The sequence below is a fragment of the Pseudomonas sp. MPB03 genome (genome assembly GCF_046605385.1).
GTDB lineage: Bacteria > Pseudomonadota > Gammaproteobacteria > Pseudomonadales > Pseudomonadaceae > Aquipseudomonas > Aquipseudomonas zanjanensis.
In genome coordinates this window covers 4,398,439-4,417,650 of sequence record NZ_CP176770.1, presented here as the reverse complement: position 1 = coordinate 4,417,650, position 19,212 = coordinate 4,398,439, and the positions used below count along the sequence as shown (strand labels likewise).

Genomic DNA, 19,212 nt, shown 5'->3' with positions numbered 1-19,212 from the left:
GCCCTTCTCCTTAGCGATTCTGCTCGGGGTTCCATTGGCTGTAGCGCTGGCCCCGCAGGAACTGCCAGAGCCCGATACTCATGCCCGCCAGTGTCACCAGTACGAACGCTGCCAGGCGAAAGGGCCGGGGCAACCGGTGGCCGGCGTCCATCAAGCCGACCAGTGCCATGGCGTAGCCGAGCAACTGCGCCACCAGGCTCAGGCGATAGAACGGATGGTCGTCCCACAGCCAGGCGTTGCTCAGCAACAGCGGCAAGAGCAACACCGGCGCCAGGCGGCGGATCAATTTGTGGCTGATCAACCCGATGGCGTAAAGGCCGTGACGCAGCGGGTTAAGTAGCTCCCGGCGCTGGGCCAGGCTCTGCAACCCACCGACGGTGACTCGCTGGCGGCGGCGAAACTGCTTGTCGGCTTCGTCCACGCCCTGGTCGGTCACCCGGGCTTGGGGTACGTAGACGATGGATTTGCCGGCGGCCGGCGCGCAGGTGCTGAGGAAAAAGTCATCGTTGACCTGGGCTGGGATCGGCTGGAACAGAACCCTGCGTAAAGCCAACAGGGCACCGTCGGCCGAGACCATGCAGTCGGTGCGACTCTCCACCCGCCGCAACCAGCCTTCGTAGTGCCGATACAGGCTATCGCCCAGGCTCAGGCCCTTGCCCGGCACGGGAATCTCCATATGGCCGGCACAGGCGCCAACCTCAGGATCCCCTAGCGGTACCAGCAGATGGCCGAGGGTGTCGGGAAACCATTGATTGTCGGCATCGGTGAACACCAGGATGTCGCCGCTGCTGTGGGCCACGCCGGTATTGAGGGCGGCCGCCTTGCCCTGGCGTGGCAGGTCGAGCACGGTAATCCGCGGGTCGATGACGTTGCGCGCGCAGGCCACCGTGTCGTCCGTGGAACCGTCGCTGGCAAGGATGATTTGCAGCGAGCGCGCCGGGTAATCCTGGGCCAGCAGCGTGCGCAATTTCGCTTCGATGTGCCGCGCCTCGTTATGGGCAGCAATGATGATGCTGACGTCCATGGGCACTGCCGTGATGTAGCGGCGTACCGGAAACAGCGGGGCGAGCAAGGTCAACAGCACGGGGTAGCCGAGGTAGGCGTATACCGGCAGCAACAGGCAAGACCAATACAGATATTCAGCCACGGGCAGGTCTCCTGACGTTCCGTTGGAAAAGATTGAGCAGCAGCGCGGCACCGGTCAGGTGCAGGCGCACCCCGTGCAAGGTCCACAGTTGCAAGGCCAGGCGCGGGTCGCGTTGGCTCTGGCGCAGGCTCAGCACCAAGGCCGGCAATGTGCTGATGAACAACAGCATCAGCCCCAGGCGCGCCTGGCCTTGAAGCAAGGCGATCAGTGCCAGCAAATCCATGCCCCAGGTGCCAATGGACAGCGCGGGAAACCGCAGCAGGCGCAGGCTCGGCCCGTGGCTGCGCAACAACTGCCAGTGACTGCCCTGGCGCCACAGCTCCTTGCTCATCCATTCGCGCCAGCTGCCTTCATAGCCCCAGTGCAGGGCCACGCTTTCGTTGACCAGCAACAACTGCGCACCGGCTTGGCGCAGGCGCAGGGAGAAATCCTTGTCTTCACCCGTGCGCAGGGTCTCGTCGAAACCGTCGACCCGTTCGAACCAGGCGCGACGCATCAACAGATTGGCGCTGGGTAACCATTGCACGCGATGCAAGGGGCGGGAGCCCGGACGCTGACTGCGGCGCTGCCAAGCCTGTGCAAACCACGGCGCTTGGCCGGGCGTATCCAGGTCAAGCGCCAGCACATCGCCCTGGCGGCCTTCCATTTCGAGCAGTGACTTGAGCCAGTCGGCCGGCATTTCCATGTCGGCGTCGATGAACGCCAGCCATTCCCCACTGGCGACCGCCGCGCCACGGTTGCGCAGGGCACCGATGTGCACGCCAGGTACGATCAACACCCGCGCGCCCAGCTCATTGGCGATGCGCGGACCGTGGTCGTCGGAGCCGTTGTCCACCACGATCAACTCGCAATCCAGCCGCGCCTGGCGAGCCGCTTCCAGCGCCGCCAGCAGTGTACGGCCGATGTGCCGGGCCTCGTTGTACATCGGGATAATGATGCTTACGCGGCTCATGAACGGGCCTCCTGCGGCTCGGCCTGTTCGGCGTCGTAGCGCAAAATGCTGGTCAAGGCGAGCATGATCCACAGCAACTTGTGGTTCGGCGCGCTGAGGAACATCAGGAACAACGCCAGCGACAGGAAACTCATGCCCAAGTGCGTCAGCAGGTCCGCCTGGGCCCAGTCCCGGCGCTGGAGCCAGAGTTGGCGCGCGCGCATCAGGTTATAGAGGCCCAGCCCAATCGTAGCGACAAACATCAAGCCGCCTGGTACGCCGATTTCGCTGAAGATTTCCAGGTAGGTGTTATGGGCCTGGCGGTACAGATCGCCCATTTTGCGATTGGCCGAGAATGCCTTCGCGTAGCCGGTGGGGGCGTAGTGCTGCGGAAACGTCCCGGGGCCGGAACCGAGAATCGGATTTTCTCGGATCATCTGGCTGCCCACCACAATGTAGGAGGCGCGACGACCCAAGGAACCGTCCTTGTGGGCATTGGTGCCGGAACTGAGGATGCTCAACGACTGGATGCGTGCCACGTAGCCAGCCGGCATCACGGCGACTGTCACCGGAACCATGAGTGCCAGGCCGAGCATCGCGAACCCCAGGTGCCGAGGACGTATGCGAGGTAGCTGCGCCCGATAGTGATACAAGCCGATCATCAGACTGAGCAACAGCACAACCAGCCCTGAACGCGATTCGGTCTTGGTCATCCCGCCCAACAACAGGATGAAAGCGCCACCCCAGAACAACCGGTGCAACAGGTTCTGGCTGCGTAGGGTCAGCAGCAATGCCAGCGGTACGGTAAAGGCAATCAACAGTGCAAAGGCGTTCGGGTCTTCCAGCAACCCCGAGGCGCGGCCCTGATCCTGGTACCGGGCTGAAAACATCGCGAGCACGCAGGCCGTGGCGACGCTCACCGTCATCAGCCGGGCGAACATATCCAGGTTCAGCTCGCGGCCGATCAGCAGCGCGATCACAAACAGAATCAGCCCTACGGCGAGTTCACGCAGATGCGTCAGGGACACGCCGATGTTTTCCGAGATCAACAGGCTCAGGCCATACAACGCCATGAAGCCGAGTAACGGCTTCCAGATATTGCTGCGCAAGCGCGTCCCTGGGATCTGGTGCAAGGCCAACTGCAGCATCAGGATCAGGATCAGCGCTATGCCGAGGAATTTGCTGCCGGAAAACGCGTTGTCCTTGAACAGGCCTTCGAACGGCAGCAGCGCGGCAATGCCTAGCAAACCCCAGCTGGGCTTGCGGTACAGCATGGCGACGCCCACCAGGCCGAACACTGCGCCTGGTGCCAGGAACGGATAAGGACTGGCCAGCAATGCCAGGCAGACCAGCCCCAGCAGACTGACGATCGAGAGCGGGACGATCATGGTCGAGCCTCCCGTGCCGTGCGGATATAGAGTTGTGACCAGCGTTCGGCCAGCGTGCGCAGGTCGTAGCGGTCGCGTTGGGTGCACCGCGCGTTGTCGGCGAGGATCCGCGCCAGGGGCGGTTCGCTGAACAGCGTTTCGATCTGGCGGGCCAGCGCCTCGCTGTCGGCCGGTGTAGCGAGCAGGCCGTTGTGCCGGTCTTGCAGGATATCGGGAATGCCGCCGACGCCGAACGCCACCACCGGCACGCCGGCCTGCATGGCTTCGAGCAGGATCATCGGCGTGCCTTCGGTGCGTGAACTGATCACCAGCGCATCGAGGCGGCTCCACCAGCCGTCCATGTCTGTCTGATAACCAGGCAGTTCGATGCGTGTGGGCAGCCCGGCATCGGTGATGCGTTTGAGCAAGGACTGGCGTTCCGGGCCGTCGCCAAGCATCACCGCGTGCAGCGACGCATGGCGCTGGCACAGCGGGATCATCGCGTCGAGGAACAGGTCCGGGCCCTTCTCGCTGCTCAACCGACCGACGTAGCCGACCCGCCAGCGCTGCCTGTCGGCGTGGTGGGGCAGCGGCGTCGTGACGGCGGGCAGGCCGTTGGGGATCACATCGAGTTTTTCCGCTTTCACGCTGGCCTGGCGGTGCAGCGCCGCGATGCTTTCGGCCACGCAAACCACCCGCTTGACCGGTGCGGTACGGCACAGTTGCAGGCTCAGCCACGTATAGAACCGCTGCTTTGGACTGCGCGGCGTGAAGCCGTGCTGGGTAATCACCAGCGGCAGGCGCAGCATCGTGGCCGCCGACCAGCCGAACAACAGACCCTTGAAGTTGTGGGTATTGATCAGTGGTCGCTCGGCGCGCCGTTGCCGCAAATGTTGCAACAACTCGGCCCAACTGGCGCAGTGGTGGCAATCGACTCCGGCCTGGCGGAACCGCGTGATCAAGGTTGGCGGCGCCGCCAGAAACACCACCTGATGTTGGCCGGGTGTCGCCAGGCAATGATCGAGCAGCATCCGCTCGGCCCCATAGAAGCCGCCGCTGTCGAGCAAATGAATGATCGACAAGGGGCTGTCATGGCGGGACGGGCCGAACGGCGCGTTCAATTTCTCACCCAATGGACAAGGCTGGGCAGGCTCCAGTTGCGGTGTGGATTGATCTGCTCGGGTGACTGCTCGTTGATCACCAGCAAGACCGGCAGATCCAGTTGCTGGCTGATTTGCGCTGGGTGCTTGAAGCGATGGTCGAAGAACTCACGCACATAGACCAGGGCGATCGCCAGCAGCAGGCCACTGAACATGCCGAAGACAATGATCAGCATCGGCTTGGGAAAGGCCGCGGCGGTGGGTTCGAACGGCGGGCTCAGGACCCGGGCGTTGGACAGGTCGTTGTCCAGCGAACGCGCGGTGCTGGCCTCGGCAAAGCGTTGGGCATAAGTCGAGAAGGCCGCATGCAGGGCGTTGATCTCGGTGTCCATCTGCCGCAGCTTGCTCTGGGTTTCCTGCAACTGGTGGATGCGTTCCTTGAAGGCTGCGATGCGTTCGACTTTCTGATTGATCACCGAGCTGACCACCGCCAGGTCGGTGGTGCGTTCCTGGATGCGGTTGTTCACCACTTTGAGGAACTGCTGGCGCGTGCGCACGATCTGCTCCCGGGCCAGCAGCATGGGTTCGCTGCTGGGCTGGAAGATCGCCAGGTCGTTCATGTAGCGGCTCACCTGGCTGGTCAATTGCTCGCCCATTTGCCGGATTTCCCGGTCTTCGAAGGCGATGTTGTCCACGGTGGTGGTGAAGGTGAACGGGAAGGTGTAGTCGTTGAACCGCGAGCTGTTCGCCGCCGCCAGGCTGGTCTTGAGGTAATCGAGCCAGCGTTGGCTTTGCAGCAGGCGATCCCGGTACAGGTTCAGGGCCTGCTCCTCGGTGTTGATCGCATTCAAGCGGAACGTGATTTCTTCCTTGGGATCGGAAGAGCCGACGCCTTCAAGCAGCGTCAGGCGGTTGCCTTCCAAGCCGTCAAGGCGCGTCTGGTATTGGGCTTTCTTCTGCTCGTAGAAGGTCTGCGGCAGTTCGATCGACTGCAGGTCCTGGCGGTTGCTGAGGTAGTTCTGCAGCAGTTGCGCCACGAACCGGGTGCCTTGGGCCGGGTCGCCGAAACTGTAGACAATGGAGATAACGTTCGAGCCGGGCAGCGTCTCGATCTTCAGGTTTTCGATGGCCTCGTCGGTCAGGGTATCGAGCACGGTGTCGCGCACCGGATCGACCTCAAGCCCCAGGCCATCGCGCAGCGGATTGACGACGTACTCGCGCAGGGGCTGGGTGATGTAGCGCTTGAGCGGTTCGCTCACCCATTTGTTGAGAATGCCGGGGCTTGGGGTGTATTCACCCTGTTCGCGCAGGACACTGATGGTCTGCCGGATCAGCGCCGGCGAGCGCAGGATATTGCTCTCGGTTTCCATGTCCGCCAGGGACGGCGGGATGAAGGTGGCGTTTTCCTGGTTCAGCGACGTGGTGGCGTCGCCCTGGGAGAGCTTTTTCGACTGGACGATCACCTGGGCGGTGATGTCGAAGCTCTGCTTGAGCATCAACGGCAGCACCAGGGCGATCATGGCGAAAATCAGGAAGACGCGCTTCACCCACTGCTTGTTGGCAAAGAAGATCCTGAAGAACTCGTGCAGATAGTTTTCCTTGGGGTTCATGATCATTCACCTGGGTCAGTTGCCGCTGCTGTCGTTGTCGAGGTCGTAGCCGAAGCTGACGCCAACGCCCTGGAACAGCACCACATCGGCCAGTTGCCTGGCCATTTCACCGGCTTTGGCCAAGCCGGTCTTGGGCACATACAGCATGTCTTCCGGTTGCAGGTAGGCGATCTGCGAGGCGTCACCGCTCAGGGCCTTCTCCACGTCGTAGTGGCGGGCTTCAACCTGATTGCCGTTGCGACGCATGATCACCACCGAGTCGAGCCTGGCCTTGACGTTGGTGCCACGAGCCAGGGTCAGGGCCTCGAGGACCGAGATCGGCCGGCGGATCGGGTAGGAACCGGGTTGCGCCACTTCGCCGAGGACATAGATCTCGTTGCCGGCGGTGGACTTGAGCAGCACATCCACCGTCATGTGGCCGGGCAGTTGCGCGTAGCGCTCGTTGAGGAAGGTTTCCAGTTGGGTGACGGTCATGCCTTGCAACGGCACCGAGCCGATTTCCGGGAAGCTGGCGTAGCCATCCCGGCCCACGATGATTTCCCGGCTCATGCCCGTGGCCGGGTGGGTCAGGGTGTTGCGCAAGTTCGTCTCGCCGGACAGCGGGCTCGTCACCAGAACGGTCAATTGGTTGCGGTTGGGTTGGAACAGCATCTTCTGGTTGTAGGCACGCTGCACCGCCAGGCGGGCTTCGTCGGTGGTCAGGCCGGCGACTTTCACCGAGGTGTTGGCGCCCGGCAGTTCGATGCTGCCGTCGGGCATCACCTGTTGCGTGCCGTTGAGCTGGCTGGCGGCGGTGAAGTTCAAGGCAACCTGATCGCCAGGTTGCACTCGATAAGCCTGGGACGAGGTCGTGTCGATGTGAAAAATCACATCCAGCACATCCTGGGGCCTCAGGGTTTGTTCGACCCTGGGCATGTCCGTGGCCTGGGCGTTGGCCGGCGCGGCCGTGAGGATCTGCACCGGCATCGAGCGGGTATCGGTGGTGCTGGAGCAACCGGCAAGCGGCAGCAACAGCAGGACAAGCATCTTGGCGTTCATCTCGTCATCCTTTTGCAGGCTTACAGGTTGTTGTAGAGCCACTTGGGCATGTAGTACTTGCGGCGGTTGAACACGCTGCCGACCACTTTCGCGCCGGCTTGGGAAAGGCGCTGACGGGCGGCCTGGGCCACTTCCCAGCGGGTGTCTTCACCGCGCACCACCAGCACCACGCCATCCACCTGGGTGCTGAGCACCAGGGTGTCGCTGGCCGAATACACCGCGTCGCCGTCGATCACCACAAAGCGGTATTGCGCCGCCAGTTGCCTGAACAACGGGCGCAGGCGCTCGGGGCTCAGGTGGTCAGCATTACGGCCGAGGCGACCGTGGGGCAGCACGTCGAAGGGCAGGCTGGACGCCTGCACCACGCAATCCTGCAACAGGGGCGGGGCAAGGCTGTTGAACAGCAGGTCGGTGAAGCCGCGCTCCTTGTGCAACGACAGCTGTTGGCTGAGGTTGCGCGGTGACTGGCTGGCATCCACCAGCAGGACGCGACCGTTGCTCATCTGAGCCAGTTGCGCGGCCAGCGCCATGGCGCTGGTGCTGGTGCCGGTACCGGTGTTGGCGGACGTCAAGAGCAGGATCCGCAGGGAAGGGTCGAGCACGGTCGAGGTCAGGTTGGTCTCGCTCGGGCTGGCTATGGTCAGGATATTCGTTGAACCGTCCATTTAACTCGCTCCGTGGCCGCTGAAAACTTTGAAGGGGGTTAGCATCAGGATCTTCAAATCCAGCCACAGGCTTTGTTCAGCGATATAGCTGAGGTCCAATTCCACGCGCTGGTCGAAGTCGATATTGCTGCGCCCGGAGATCTGCCACAGGCCGGTCATGCCGGGGTAGATGCTCAGGCGCACAAGATGGTTGTCCTTGTAGCGATAGGCGTTGAACGAGGTCGGCCGCGGGCCCACCAGGCGCATGTCGCCGGTCACTACGTTGATCAGGTTCGGCAGTTCGTCGAGGCTGCTGCGCCGCAGGAACCGGCCGATGGGCGTGATGCGCGGGTCGTTGTCGATCTTGAAATCGATGGCATCGGCGCCGTGTTTGTTGAGGTGGCGCAGCGACTCCTTGAGGGCCTCGGCGTCGGCGACCATGGTGCGGAACTTGTACATGCCGAACACCCGCCCGCGATAACCGGTGCGCTTCTGTATGAACAGCACCGGGCCCGGGCTGGAAAACTTGACCAGCAGTGCCAGGCCCAGCAACAGCGGGCAGAACACCACCAGGATCGCCAGTGCGCCGAGGCAGGCCACGACACGGTTGGTGCGCGAGACCGTCCAGGGCCGGCCGCCGTCGCGACCGGTCAACCATCCACGGCCCTGGCGGTGGATGGCCGCGTCCAGGCGCCTGCGGTGGTCGGGATCGACACGTTTGTCGCGCCCGGGGGCGTTGATCTCGATGGCTTGTTCATGTCGGGTCATAGACTCCTCCGCTGAGGTTGGGCCGCGAGCGGCGCGTGGGCAGGCAGTGGGTAGTAATCGAGGAACCACTGGATGAAACGACCCAGGCCGTCGTCCAGTGCGATGCACGGCCGGAAGCCGGTGGCCCGTGCCAGGTCGCTGGCATCGGCGCAGGTGTTGAGCACATCGCCGGCTTGCAGGGGCAGCAGCTCGATGCGGGCGGTTCGTCCCAGGTGTTTTTCCAGCAGCGCGACATAGGTGCGCAGCGCCACCGGGTGCTGGCCGCCGATGTTGTAGATCCGCCAGGGCGCGCGGCTGGTGGCCGGGTCTGGTTGTTCGTGGTCCAGCAAAGGCGTGACCTGGGGCGCACGGTCGATCAGGCGGGCGATGCTTTCGACGATGTCGTCGATGTAGGTGAAATCCCGCTGGTGCTCGCCGTGGTTGAACAGTTGCAGCACCCGGTCTTCGGCGATGGCGCGGGCAAACTGGATCGGCGACATGTCCGGCCGGCCCCAAGGGCCGTACACCGTAAAGAAGCGCAGGCCGGTGCAGGGAATGCCAAACAGGTGGCTATAGCTGTGGGCCATCAGTTCGTTGGCTTTTTTACTCGCCGCATACAGCGATAACGGGTGGTCGACGTTGTCCTGGACTGAATAAGGAATGCGCGTGTTGGCGCCGTACACCGAGCTCGAGGAGGCGTAGATCAAGTGCTTGACCGGGTACCGACGGCAGTTTTCCAGGATGTTCAGGAACCCGGTGATGTTGCTGTCGACATAGGCCTGGGGGTTTTCCAGGGAGTAGCGCACGCCGGCCTGGGCCGCGAGGTGAATCACCACGTCCGGGCGTCGGGTTTGGAACAGTTCATCAATGGCCGGCGCGTCGGCCAGGTCGAGCCGCGCCAAGGGGAAGCTGCCGACCTGGCCGTTCACCCAGGCCACGCGGTCGTGCTTGAGCTGCGGGTCGTAGTAGTCGTTGAAGTTATCCAGCCCGCACACCCGATGGCCGTCGCGCAGCAGCCGCAGCACGACGTGGGCCCCGATGAAACCGGCTGCGCCGGTGACCAGGATGTTCATGCTTGTGGCCCTGGCGCCGGGGTGCCGGGCACGGTGTGCCGCAGCCCGATACCGCGATACAACAGCCCGGCGGCGGCCAGGTGTTCGGGGTTGTACAGGTTGCGGCCATCGATGATCACCCGGGCGCGCAACTTGCTGGCCAGCAGGTCGAAATCCACCACGCGAAAGTTCTTCCACTCAGTGCAAATCACCAGGGCATCGGCGTCTTCCAGGGTGTCATCACGGGTCGCGCAGAGGTTGAGGTCTTTGCGATAGCCGTAGAGGCGACGGCATTCGGACATGGCTTCCGGATCGTAGGCCTGGACCCGTGCGCCTTCGCGCCACAAGGCTTCCATCAGGTAGCGGCTGGGGGCTTCGCGCATGTCATCGGTGTTGGGCTTGAACGCCAGGCCCCAGATGGCAATCGACTTGCCGGCCAGGCCATCCTGGAACTGCTTGGCCAGTTTTTCGAAGAGGATGTGCCGCTGGCTGTCGTTGACGTCGGTGACGCTGCGCAGCAGGCGCAGTGGCATGCCGCTTTGTTCGGCGGTGTGCAGCAGGGCCCGCAGGTCCTTGGGAAAGCACGAACCGCCGAAACCGCAGCCGGGGTAGATGAAGTGATAACCGATGCGCGGGTCCGAGCCGATGCCTTTGCGCACCGCTTCGATGTCGGCGCCCAACCGTTCGGTGAGGTTGGCCAGTTCGTTCATGAAACTGATGCGGGTGGCGAGCATGGCGTTGGCGGCGTACTTGGTCAGTTCGGCGCTGCGGTTGTCCATGAACATCAGTTTTTCGTGGTTGCGGCAGAAGGGCGCGTAGAGCTCGGTCATCTGGTCGCGGGCCACTGGATCGGCGGTGCCGACAATGATCCGGTCCGGACGCATGCAATCGGCCAGGGCGCTGCCTTCCTTGAGAAACTCGGGATTGGACACGACGCGTACGTTCAGCTGTTTCAGGCCGCGCCGGGCCAATGCCTGGCGGGCGCATTCGGCCACCTTGTCGGCGGTGCCCACCGGCACCGTGGACTTGATGACCAGGGTGCGGTCGCTGTCCATGAAATCGGCGATCTGCCGGGTGACCGCCAGCACATGGCTCAGGTCGGCCGAGCCGTCTTCATCGGCGGGCGTGCCGACGGCGATGAAGATCAGCTCGCCATGATTGACCGCGTCGCTGGCCTGGGAGCTGAACGACAAGCGTCCGGCCTTGATGTTGTCTTCGAGCAGATTGGACAGTCCCGGCTCGCTGATGGTTGGCACAGCCTGTTGCAGTTGCCGGATCTTGTTCGGGTCGATATCGATGCATAAAACGCGGTGTCCGACGTCGGCCATTGCAGCCGCCTGGATCAGCCCGACATACCCCGTACCAAATACGCTCACGTCCATTTTTGGCGCGCCTCGCAAACCGAATGATGTAACTCGGATGAAACTGTTTAGAGGGGTATAGCGCAGCTTCAGAAAAGCGTGTCAGCAAAATGACAGTTGTCAGTGTTGGCAATTCATGTGAAATCGGGCCTTTTGATATCAAGTCATTGACTGTTCTAGCAAAGTGGCTGTTTTACTGGGGATGTCCGGCATTTAACAAAGCGATAAACGGTCGTTATCCATAGATTTTTATATTTTGTTACCTATTTTCGTGTCGTTTTTGGGGTAACTTTTTTTTGACGCGTGTTGTGGGTGGACGTTTCTTGCGCTTTGAAAACCGGCTGCTAACGTGCAGGAACGAAGTGCTTTTGACACCGCGATCCGGTCGAGGAAAACATGGCCCGCTACCTCAAGGAATTGCTCCTGCTTTTGTACCTGCTCAAGGGGTACGACGCTTACCTCGACCGTCTCGACGCGTTGGGCCTGGGCTTGGCGACCGTGCTGTTCGGCGCCATGTTCGTGGTGCTGGTGCTGGCGCTGTGGTTGAGCGCCTACATCCGCCAGACGTTAGTGAGGCATGTGTTTGCCTTGGCGTTGTTTGTTTCGGCGGTGTTTTTCGAGGTGTACACCCAGGTCACGGACAGCTACCTGACCTACAGCCAGTTCGTTTCGCTGGTGTACTCGGGAGGTTTTATCCAGGAGGCTGCCTATCAATACCGCGAGGTGATCATCAACGCGGTGATCGGTGGCTTGTTGCTGTTGTTCGGCATCGCTCTCAAGCCTCGACGAACGCTGCGAGTGCCCGGTTATCTGCCTGTGGTCGCGCCCGTGCTGGGGGTGATGTTGCTCAGTGGCGTGTTGTTCGTGCGGGCGGGCGAAGGTGCGCGCGGCCTGCCGGTGATGTACACGCCGTTGGCCTATTTGAATCTCTTGGCCTACGAGTCCTTGCACAGCACGATCGGTCCCCGGGAGCCGGTCACCCTAACGCGGCGATCATCCTTGATCGAGCAGGACATAGTGCTGATCATCGACGAAAGCGTCGGCGGCAATTACCTGGATATCAACACCCCGTTTGGCGTGCGCAGCGGCCTGAAGACACCGCCCGAGGGCGTGGATATGTTCAATTTCGGCTACGCGGCGTCCATTGCCAATTGCAGCGCCGACACCAATGTCACCTTGCGCTACGGGGGGACGCGGACCGACTACATACGCATCAACAGCACTCGGCCGTCGATCTGGCAGTACGCCAAAAAGGCCGGCTTGCGTACCGTCTACATCGACGCCCAGCGCACCGGTGGCAACTTGCAGAACCTGATGACCGAGTTGGAAAAGCAGGACATCGATGAATTCGTCCAATTCGACCAGACCCGCGTGCGCGACCGCGACATGGCGGCGGCGGCGAAGTTGATCGAACTGCTGGACGATCACCAGGCTGAACTGGTGGTGATCAACAAGGTGGGGGCGCATTTCCCGGTACACGACAAATACCCCGACGACTTCATGAATTACCGCCCGGCCTTGCCGCGCGGGCAGTACCAGGAAGTGGCCGATACCGGCAGCCGCGACGGCTTCGATGGGCAGAAAGATGACTGGTTGCTGTACCGCAACGCGTACCAGAACACCTTGCTGTGGAACGTTGGCGAGTTCTTCAAGCGAGTCTTCCAGCAGGCCGATTTGAGCCGAGCGGTGCTGATCTACACCTCCGACCATGGCCAGGATCTGCACGAGCGTGGCAATCCTGGGCTCAACACTCATTGCGGTGGCGACCCGATGCCTGAAGAGGGGTTGGTGCCGTTGGTGGTGATCCAGGGTCGCCAATTCAATAGTCTTGATTGGCGTGGCGCCTGGGCGCGGAACAAGGATCGTTCGAGCCACTACAACATCTTTCCGACGCTGTTGCAGTTGATGGGGTATGACCCGGTTGGGGTTGAATCGGTTTATGGCAGGTCGTTGAGCCAGCCGACGGAGGATGAGTTTACGTTCAACTATCGTTTCAATGCGCGGTTGGGGGCGAAACCGGAGTGGAAGCATATTGACCTGGACCATATCGTGACGCCGCCTGCCGGCCAGGCCGAAATGGCGGCGGGGCATTGATTGAAGGCCCCTATGCGCTGGGCTCTTTGTGGGAGCGAGCTTGCTCGCGATGTCGGAGGGTCAGTTTGCGATGATGTTGGATACCCACAAGGTCTTGCACGACCCTGTGGCGAGGGAGCTTGCTCCCGCTGGGTCGCGCAGCGGCCCCAAAAAAAGCGATGAGCGCTGCGCACTCAAGCGGGAGCAAGCTCCCTCGCCACAAAAGCTACCCAGCCATCACGCCACGGATTGATCAACGGTAAACCCTGTGGGAGCGAGCCTGCTCGCGATGGCGGTGGGTGAGTGGGTGGAGGTGTTGAGTGTGCCCAACCTCCGCTATCCTGAGCCTCACGCCCACCCGTCGAGGCTGTCCATGCTTGAAGTCCGCGATGTCTTTAAAAGCTACCCCACGCCCCAAGGCCCGTTGCCGGTGCTGCAGGGCGTCGACCTGACCCTGATGCCCGGCAGCAGCCTGGCGCTGATGGGGGAGTCTGGCAGCGGCAAGAGTACCTTGCTGCATTTGGTTGCCGGGCTGGACAAGGTCGATCGCGGGAGCATTCGCAGTGGCGAATATCGACTCGACGGCATGAGTGAAAGCCAGCTGGCGAATTGGCGGCGCACGGAAATTGGCTTGGTTTTCCAGCAGTTCAACCTCATCAGCAGCTTGTCGGTGGAGGACAACCTGGCGTTCCAGGCCCGCTTGTGCGGTCGCTATGACGCGGCCTGGCAAGCCCATCTGGTGCAGCGGCTCGGGCTTTCAGGGTTGCTGCGGCGTTACCCCGAGCAGCTTTCCGGCGGCCAGCAGCAACGGGTGGCGCTGGGGCGGGCGCTGGCTTCTCGACCGCCCTTGTTGCTGGCTGACGAACCCACCGGCAGCCTCGACGAAGCCACCAGTGACGAAGTGCTGCAACTGTTGCTGGAACTGCTGGAGGGCAGCCCCACCAGCCTGTTGATGGTGACCCACAGTCCCCGGGTAGCGGCTCGCCTGGCCCAACGCGTGGTATTGCATGGCGGACGGTTGGCGCAGGTGGCCCAGGGGTGATGATTTTTCGCCAGGCCCTCAAGGCCCTGCTCAGCCATTGGCGCCAGCACCCGGTGCAGTTCTTCAGCGTGTTGACTGGCCTCTGGCTCGCCACCAGTCTGCTCACCGGCGTGCAAGCGCTGAACAGTCAGGCCCGGGACAGCTACGCCCGGGCCAGCCAACTGATCGGCGGCGAACCCCAGTCCAGCCTCACTGCACCCGGCGGCGGCACCTTCCCTCAGCAATGGTTTGTCGATTTGCGGCGCCAGGGCTGGCCGGTGTCGCCGGTGTTGCAGGCCCGGGTGGTGCTCAAGGGTCACGAGGACCAGCGTCTGCAACTGATGGGCATCGACCCGGTGTCGCTGCCGCCCGGTGCGGCGTTGGCGGGACAGGCGCGGGAGATGAGCGAGGTGGTGGAGTTCTTTACCAGTCCCGGTCGTACCTGGATCGCCCCGCAGACTTTGCAGGCCCTGGGGCTGGGTGAGGGCGACCAGCCCCAAACCGTCGATGGACGACCCCTGCCGCCGCTGCATGTCCAAGTGGACATGGCGCCGGGCGTGCTGTTGATGGACATCGGGTTTGCCCAAGCGGTGCTCGGAATGCCGGACCAGCTGTCGCGGCTGCTGTTGCCCGCGACGTTCAGCGCCGCGCTGCCGGAGGCGTTCGGCGATCGACTGCAATTCAAGCGCGCCGATGAAGAAAACAACCTCTCGCGCCTGACCGAAAGTTTCCACCTGAACCTCGACGCCCTGGGCTTTTTATCCTTTGTGGTGGGGCTGTTCATCGTTCACGCGGCCATCGGCCTGGCTCTGGAACAGCGCCGCAGCCTGTTGCGAACCCTGCGGGCCTGTGGCGTCAGTGCGCGGGTACTGGTCACCAGCCTGGCGATGGAACTGGGCGGGTTGGCCTTGCTCGGTGGAATCGCCGGGGTGCTCAGCGGCTATTGGCTGGCGAGCCTGTTATTGCCCGATGTCGCGGCGAGCCTGCGGGGCTTGTACGGTGCTGAAGTGGCCGGGCACTTGAACCTCAGCCCGGCGTGGTGGCTCAGCGGGGTCGGCCTGAGCTTGCTTGGCGCGCTGCTGGCCGGCGCCGACAGCCTGTTGCGGGCGGCGCGCCTGCCCTTGCTGGCGCTGGCCAATCCCCAAGCCTGGCATCAAGCCCATGGGCGCTGGCTGCGACGCCAGGGTTGGGTGGCGACGGTGGCGGCGTTGATTGCCGCATCGGCGTTGGTCTGGGGCGACAGCCTGGCCAGCGGTTTTGTCCTGATGACCGCCTTGTTGCTGGGCGCGGCACTGGCCTTGCCGGTGTTGCTCAGCGGCGTGCTGACGTGGTTGTTGCGCCGCAGCCGCTCGGTGCTCGGGCAATGGTTTCTCGCCGATTGCCGCCAACAATTGCCGACCCTGAGCCTGGCGCTGATGGCCCTGCTGTTGGCATTGGCGGCGAACATCGGCGCCGGCAGCATGACCGCCGGCTTTCGCCAGACGTTCAGCAACTGGCTCGAACAACGGCTGAGCGCCGAGTTGTACATCAACCCGCAAACCCCGGCCCAGGCCGAAGAGCTGCATACCTGGCTCAAGCAGCAACCGGCGATTATTGCCGTTGTGCCCCTCTGGCAAGTCTCGCTCCCGTTGCAGGGCTGGCCGACGGATATCCATGGCATCCTCGACCACCCTCACTATCGCCAGCATTGGCCGCTGCTGGAATCGTCCGGCGACAAGCCGTGGGAGCAGTTGGCCGCCGCCGACACCCTCATGCTCAGCGAACAACTGGCCCGACGCCTCAAGGTGAGGATCGGCGATCAGTTGGCCTTGCCGACGCCGCAGGGACCTTGGGCACTGCGCATCGTCGGTGTCTACGCCGATTACGGCAATCCCAAGGGCCATGTGCTTGTCAACGTCGAGCACTTGCTGGCGCACTGGCCGAACCTGACGCCGAACCGTTTCAACCTGCGCATCGAGCCGTCCGCGATCCCGGCGCTAGTGACGGCATTGCAGGGCCGGTTCGGCCTGGATGACAGCCGCATCGTCGACCAGGCCCGGCTCAAGGGCTGGTCGACCCAGGTGTTCGAACGCACCTTCGCCGCCACCGCCGCCCTCAACAGCCTGACCCTGGCGGTAGCCGGGGTGGCGTTGTTCATCAGCCTGCTGACCCAGAGCCAGAGTCGTCTCGGCCAGTTGGCGCCGCTGTGGGCGCTGGGGGTGACGCGTCGGCAATTGATGTTGCTCAACCTCGGCCAGACCTGGCTACTGGCGCTGTTGACCCTGGTCCTGGCCTTGCCGCTGGGCATTGCCCTGGCCTGGTGCCTGGACGCGGTGATCAATGTGCAGGCTTTCGGCTGGCGCCTGCCGTTGCGGGTGTTTCCATTGCAGTTGGCGCAGTTGCTGGCCCTGGCGATGCTCGCCACGCTCCTGGCATCGGCCTGGCCGCTGTATGCGTTGTACCGCACGCAGCCGGCGGATTTGCTGAGGACCTTTGCCCATGAAAATTAAAGCCGGCCTGTTGCTGCTGGCGTTGCTCAGCGGTTGTGAGGACTCGGCGCCGGCGCAAAAGGGCTTCGCCGGCCTCGGTGACCAGGCTGTCGCGTTCACGCCGGTCGTGCCTGGGCGGGTGTTCAGTTTCCCGGCCGACCACGGTATTCATGAAGGTTTTCGCATCGAGTGGTGGTACGTCACCGCCAACCTCAAGGATGCCCAAGGCCGGGAATTCGGCGTGCAATGGACGCTGTTTCGCAGCGCGTTGAATGCCGCACCCCAAGCCAGCGGCTGGCGCAACCAGACGATCTGGCTCGGTCATGCGGCGGTCACTTCCGACAGCGTGCACCATGCCGCCGAGCGTTATGCGCGAGGTGGGGTGGGGCAGGCCGGGGTAAAGGTGGCCCCCTTCGAGGCCTGGATCGACGACTGGCAATTCGGCACCCAGGCTTCAGCGGCCGAGCCGTTGGCAGACATGCAATTGAAGGCTCGGGACCGACGCTTCAGCTATGCCTTGCGGCTGACGTCGAACCGTCCGTTGGTGTTGCAGGGCGATCAAGGTTTCAGCCAGAAATCCGAACAGGGCCAGGCGTCGTACTACTACAGCCAGCCGTTTTTCCAGGCCAATGGTGAACTGGAAATCGACGGCCAGCGCTACACGGTCAGCGGCCCGGCCTGGCTCGATCGCGAATGGAGCAGCCAGCCCCTGACCGCCAACCAGACCGGCTGGGACTGGTTCTCCCTGCACCTGGACAATGGCGAGCACCTGATGCTCTATCGCATGCGCCACAAGCACGGCGCGCCTTACCTCACGGGCACCTGGATCGATGCCCAGGGCCGGGCGCAAACCCTGCGCGCCGAGGAGATCAGTCTCGTGCCATTGGACACGGCCAAGGTCTCCGGGCGCTCGATGCCGGTACGCTGGGCCATCAAGATCCCCGGCAAACAACTCGACATCATCACCCAGGCACTCAATCCCAAGGCCTGGATGGACTTGCGCATTCCCTATTGGGAAGGCCCGGTACGGCTGAGTGGCAACCAGGGCGGCACGGGTTACCTGGAAATGACCGGCTACTGAAAATCACTGGAACTCCCCGCGAACACCGACCCTCATAACCTATGAATGTCTCGCAGGAGTCCGTCATGGGCGATGACCTCAAGCTTCCGTCGCTGGCCGATTGGCAGCGACTGTTCGACGACCAGGCCTACCGGCAGCAGTCCCCCGATGCTCATTTCACTGAGTTGAGGCAGGTGGCCGATGACCTGTTCGGCCGCGGCGCCATCGATCTGGCACGCTGGCAGGATTTGCAGACCCAGGCCAAGCAACTGCACCTTCGCTCTCCGGATGCCAATGTCGCCGAAGAAGTCGCCGACCCCGATGCCTGAATCCCGAACGACCCCAGGAGTTCACCATGAACCACAGCCCCGATCAAACCCGGCCCAACCCGGACGCGCCAGCATTGCCCGGCGAAGTGGAACGCGATAACGATGCCTTGCGGCCCAATGACCCGGCCAAGCGCAAACAGCAACACGGTGACCCTGATGCGGGGGACACTGATGCGCAAAAAACCGGACGGCGTGGATGAAGTGCGTCATGCCGGCGGGTATTAAAAAAGAGTTTTTAATGGCTGTTTAAATTTTTGCCGATAACTTTTTTGTACTTGTCCATGTTTTGTATAACTGTTTGTGCAGCCAGCGCATAAGCCGCCTCTAAACACCGTGGCGAGGGAGCTTGCTCCCGCCGGGATACGCAGAAGCTTTGCGTACACTGTGTAGGAGCTGTCGAGTGCAACGAGGCTGCGATCTTTCCCCAGACACTTGAGTCTTGAGCGAAAGGTCAAAAGATCGCAGGCTTCGCCAGCTCCTACAGAAATATGCAAGCTTCAACATTAAAGAATTATTTAAACAGTCTCCCGGACATAGTCTGAAAGTTCCATTATTATTGTCCCCGTTCGCCCAGTGTCAGGCTCTTTACCAGTGCATGGATTGCCGAGGCCGTCGCACTGGGCGAACACCGTCCTGAATTAATGACTTTCAATTATTTGTTTGCCAACTGGCCAACAGCGTTGGCCGATGCGTGAGCGGCTATCTCTGATTCAACCGACGGTGGGTGCACGCCAGTCATCCGACCCCGAGGTACCGCTGACTTCATGGGTCCAGGTGATCTTGCGATACGTGAAGTGCACGTCTTCCAGATGGGTGAAATGTGCGTTCTCTGGGGCCTGGCAGTTGAGCATGTAGTCCTTGATATCGACGATGATCGCGTCCTCCAACTTAGTGGTGTAGTAATGCTCCTGAGTGCCGGCGGCCGAAGTGCGGTACCACTGGATCGTGACGTCGGTCAGGCGTTCGCCGCTCGTCAGGGCTGCCAGCAGCAGTGGTGATGCTTTGTCGAAGACCTTGGTGATGATCAGCGGTTTGTGTATGCGCTGACCGGTTGGCTGACCGGACTGAGGGTCGCGAGGAATTGTCACTTGGTGCTCGAAAGCCTGCACCATGACCTGGTCTTCATGGCCCTCTTGATAGGTGTTGCCCACTGAGTCGGCGGTAAACGCACCGGCAGTGATCAGACCTTGTTTGGTGCCTGTAACGGACATGTACGCGGGGGTAGCCAAGGGATGCTCTCCTTCCTGGATAACGATAGAGCCTG

The 19,212-nt window shown here is 62.4% G+C and carries 17 protein-coding genes; 6 read left to right on the top strand and 11 right to left on the bottom strand.

The window, feature by feature from the left end; translation table 11 throughout:
• Window positions 1-10: 10 nt before the first annotated feature.
• From ACLH0I_RS18875 to ACLH0I_RS18830, 10 genes are read right to left on the bottom strand one after another with little or no spacing between them, the layout of a single operon-like run.
• Window positions 11-1,147, bottom strand: a complete 1,137-nt coding sequence (locus tag ACLH0I_RS18875; RefSeq protein ID WP_411385078.1) for a glycosyltransferase family 2 protein — start codon at window positions 1,145-1,147, stop codon at window positions 11-13.
• Entirely contained in the window at window positions 1,140-2,099 is a 960-nt protein-coding gene (locus tag ACLH0I_RS18870) for a glycosyltransferase (RefSeq protein ID WP_250965595.1), read from the bottom strand. The genes ACLH0I_RS18875 and ACLH0I_RS18870 overlap by 8 nt, the downstream gene beginning before the upstream one ends.
• Complete coding sequence (locus ACLH0I_RS18865) at window positions 2,096-3,466, bottom strand: O-antigen ligase family protein (protein ID WP_411385077.1); 1,371 nt, start codon at window positions 3,464-3,466, stop codon at window positions 2,096-2,098. The genes ACLH0I_RS18870 and ACLH0I_RS18865 overlap by 4 nt, the downstream gene beginning before the upstream one ends.
• A complete protein-coding gene (locus ACLH0I_RS18860) occupies window positions 3,463-4,566 on the bottom strand; it encodes a glycosyltransferase family 4 protein (protein ID WP_250965597.1) in 1,104 nt (367 codons plus the stop codon). The genes ACLH0I_RS18865 and ACLH0I_RS18860 overlap by 4 nt, the downstream gene beginning before the upstream one ends.
• Window positions 4,563-6,155: a GumC family protein gene (locus tag ACLH0I_RS18855; RefSeq protein WP_411385076.1), complete on the bottom strand. Its 1,593-nt coding sequence runs from the start codon at window positions 6,153-6,155 to the stop codon at window positions 4,563-4,565. The genes ACLH0I_RS18860 and ACLH0I_RS18855 overlap by 4 nt, the downstream gene beginning before the upstream one ends.
• Before the next feature lie 15 nt (window positions 6,156-6,170).
• Entirely contained in the window at window positions 6,171-7,193 is a 1,023-nt protein-coding gene (locus ACLH0I_RS18850; RefSeq protein ID WP_186708624.1) for a polysaccharide biosynthesis/export family protein, read from the bottom strand.
• A 20-nt stretch (window positions 7,194-7,213) separates the two neighbouring features.
• On the bottom strand, window positions 7,214-7,858 hold the full coding sequence (locus tag ACLH0I_RS18845) for a CpsD/CapB family tyrosine-protein kinase (RefSeq protein ID WP_411385075.1): 645 nt from the start codon (window positions 7,856-7,858) through the stop codon (window positions 7,214-7,216).
• On the bottom strand, window positions 7,859-8,605 hold the full coding sequence (locus tag ACLH0I_RS18840) for a sugar transferase (RefSeq protein WP_411385074.1): 747 nt from the start codon (window positions 8,603-8,605) through the stop codon (window positions 7,859-7,861).
• Window positions 8,602-9,657: an NAD-dependent epimerase gene (locus tag ACLH0I_RS18835; protein ID WP_411385073.1), complete on the bottom strand. Its 1,056-nt coding sequence runs from the start codon at window positions 9,655-9,657 to the stop codon at window positions 8,602-8,604. Before ACLH0I_RS18835 ends, ACLH0I_RS18840 begins: the two co-directional genes overlap by 4 nt.
• Window positions 9,654-11,018 (bottom strand): UDP-glucose dehydrogenase family protein, encoded by a 1,365-nt coding sequence (locus ACLH0I_RS18830; protein WP_411385072.1) that lies wholly within the window; start codon window positions 11,016-11,018, stop codon window positions 9,654-9,656. Before ACLH0I_RS18830 ends, ACLH0I_RS18835 begins: the two co-directional genes overlap by 4 nt.
• A 375-nt stretch (window positions 11,019-11,393) precedes the next feature.
• Between ACLH0I_RS18830 and ACLH0I_RS18825 the strand changes: the two genes are divergently transcribed.
• From ACLH0I_RS18825 to ACLH0I_RS18800, 6 genes are all read left to right on the top strand, one after another.
• A complete protein-coding gene (locus ACLH0I_RS18825; protein WP_411385071.1) occupies window positions 11,394-13,091 on the top strand; it encodes a sulfatase-like hydrolase/transferase in 1,698 nt (565 codons plus the stop codon).
• Window positions 13,092-13,443: 352 nt separating this feature from the next.
• Window positions 13,444-14,112 carry an ABC transporter ATP-binding protein gene (locus ACLH0I_RS18820; protein ID WP_250962239.1) on the top strand — a complete coding sequence of 223 codons (669 nt, stop codon included), beginning with the start codon at window positions 13,444-13,446 and terminating at the stop codon, window positions 14,110-14,112.
• The gene (locus ACLH0I_RS18815; protein ID WP_411387532.1) at window positions 14,112-16,580 is read left to right on the top strand and encodes an FtsX-like permease family protein; all 2,469 of its coding nucleotides are present in this window, start codon (window positions 14,112-14,114) and stop codon (window positions 16,578-16,580) included. The genes ACLH0I_RS18820 and ACLH0I_RS18815 overlap by 1 nt, the downstream gene beginning before the upstream one ends.
• The gene (locus ACLH0I_RS18810; protein WP_411385070.1) at window positions 16,570-17,640 is read left to right on the top strand and encodes a lipocalin-like domain-containing protein; all 1,071 of its coding nucleotides are present in this window, start codon (window positions 16,570-16,572) and stop codon (window positions 17,638-17,640) included. Before ACLH0I_RS18815 ends, ACLH0I_RS18810 begins: the two co-directional genes overlap by 11 nt.
• Window positions 17,641-17,705: 65 nt before the next feature.
• On the top strand, window positions 17,706-17,948 hold the full coding sequence (locus ACLH0I_RS18805) for a hypothetical protein (RefSeq protein ID WP_250962236.1): 243 nt from the start codon (window positions 17,706-17,708) through the stop codon (window positions 17,946-17,948).
• Between the two features lie 26 nt (window positions 17,949-17,974).
• Complete coding sequence (locus ACLH0I_RS18800; protein WP_186708648.1) at window positions 17,975-18,148, top strand: hypothetical protein; 174 nt, start codon at window positions 17,975-17,977, stop codon at window positions 18,146-18,148.
• Window positions 18,149-18,658: 510 nt separating this feature from the next.
• On the opposite strand, the gene ACLH0I_RS18795 is transcribed toward ACLH0I_RS18800, so the two are convergent.
• The gene (locus tag ACLH0I_RS18795) at window positions 18,659-19,177 is read right to left on the bottom strand and encodes an Hcp family type VI secretion system effector (protein ID WP_411385069.1); all 519 of its coding nucleotides are present in this window, start codon (window positions 19,175-19,177) and stop codon (window positions 18,659-18,661) included.
• Between the last annotated feature and the right edge of the window lie 35 nt (window positions 19,178-19,212).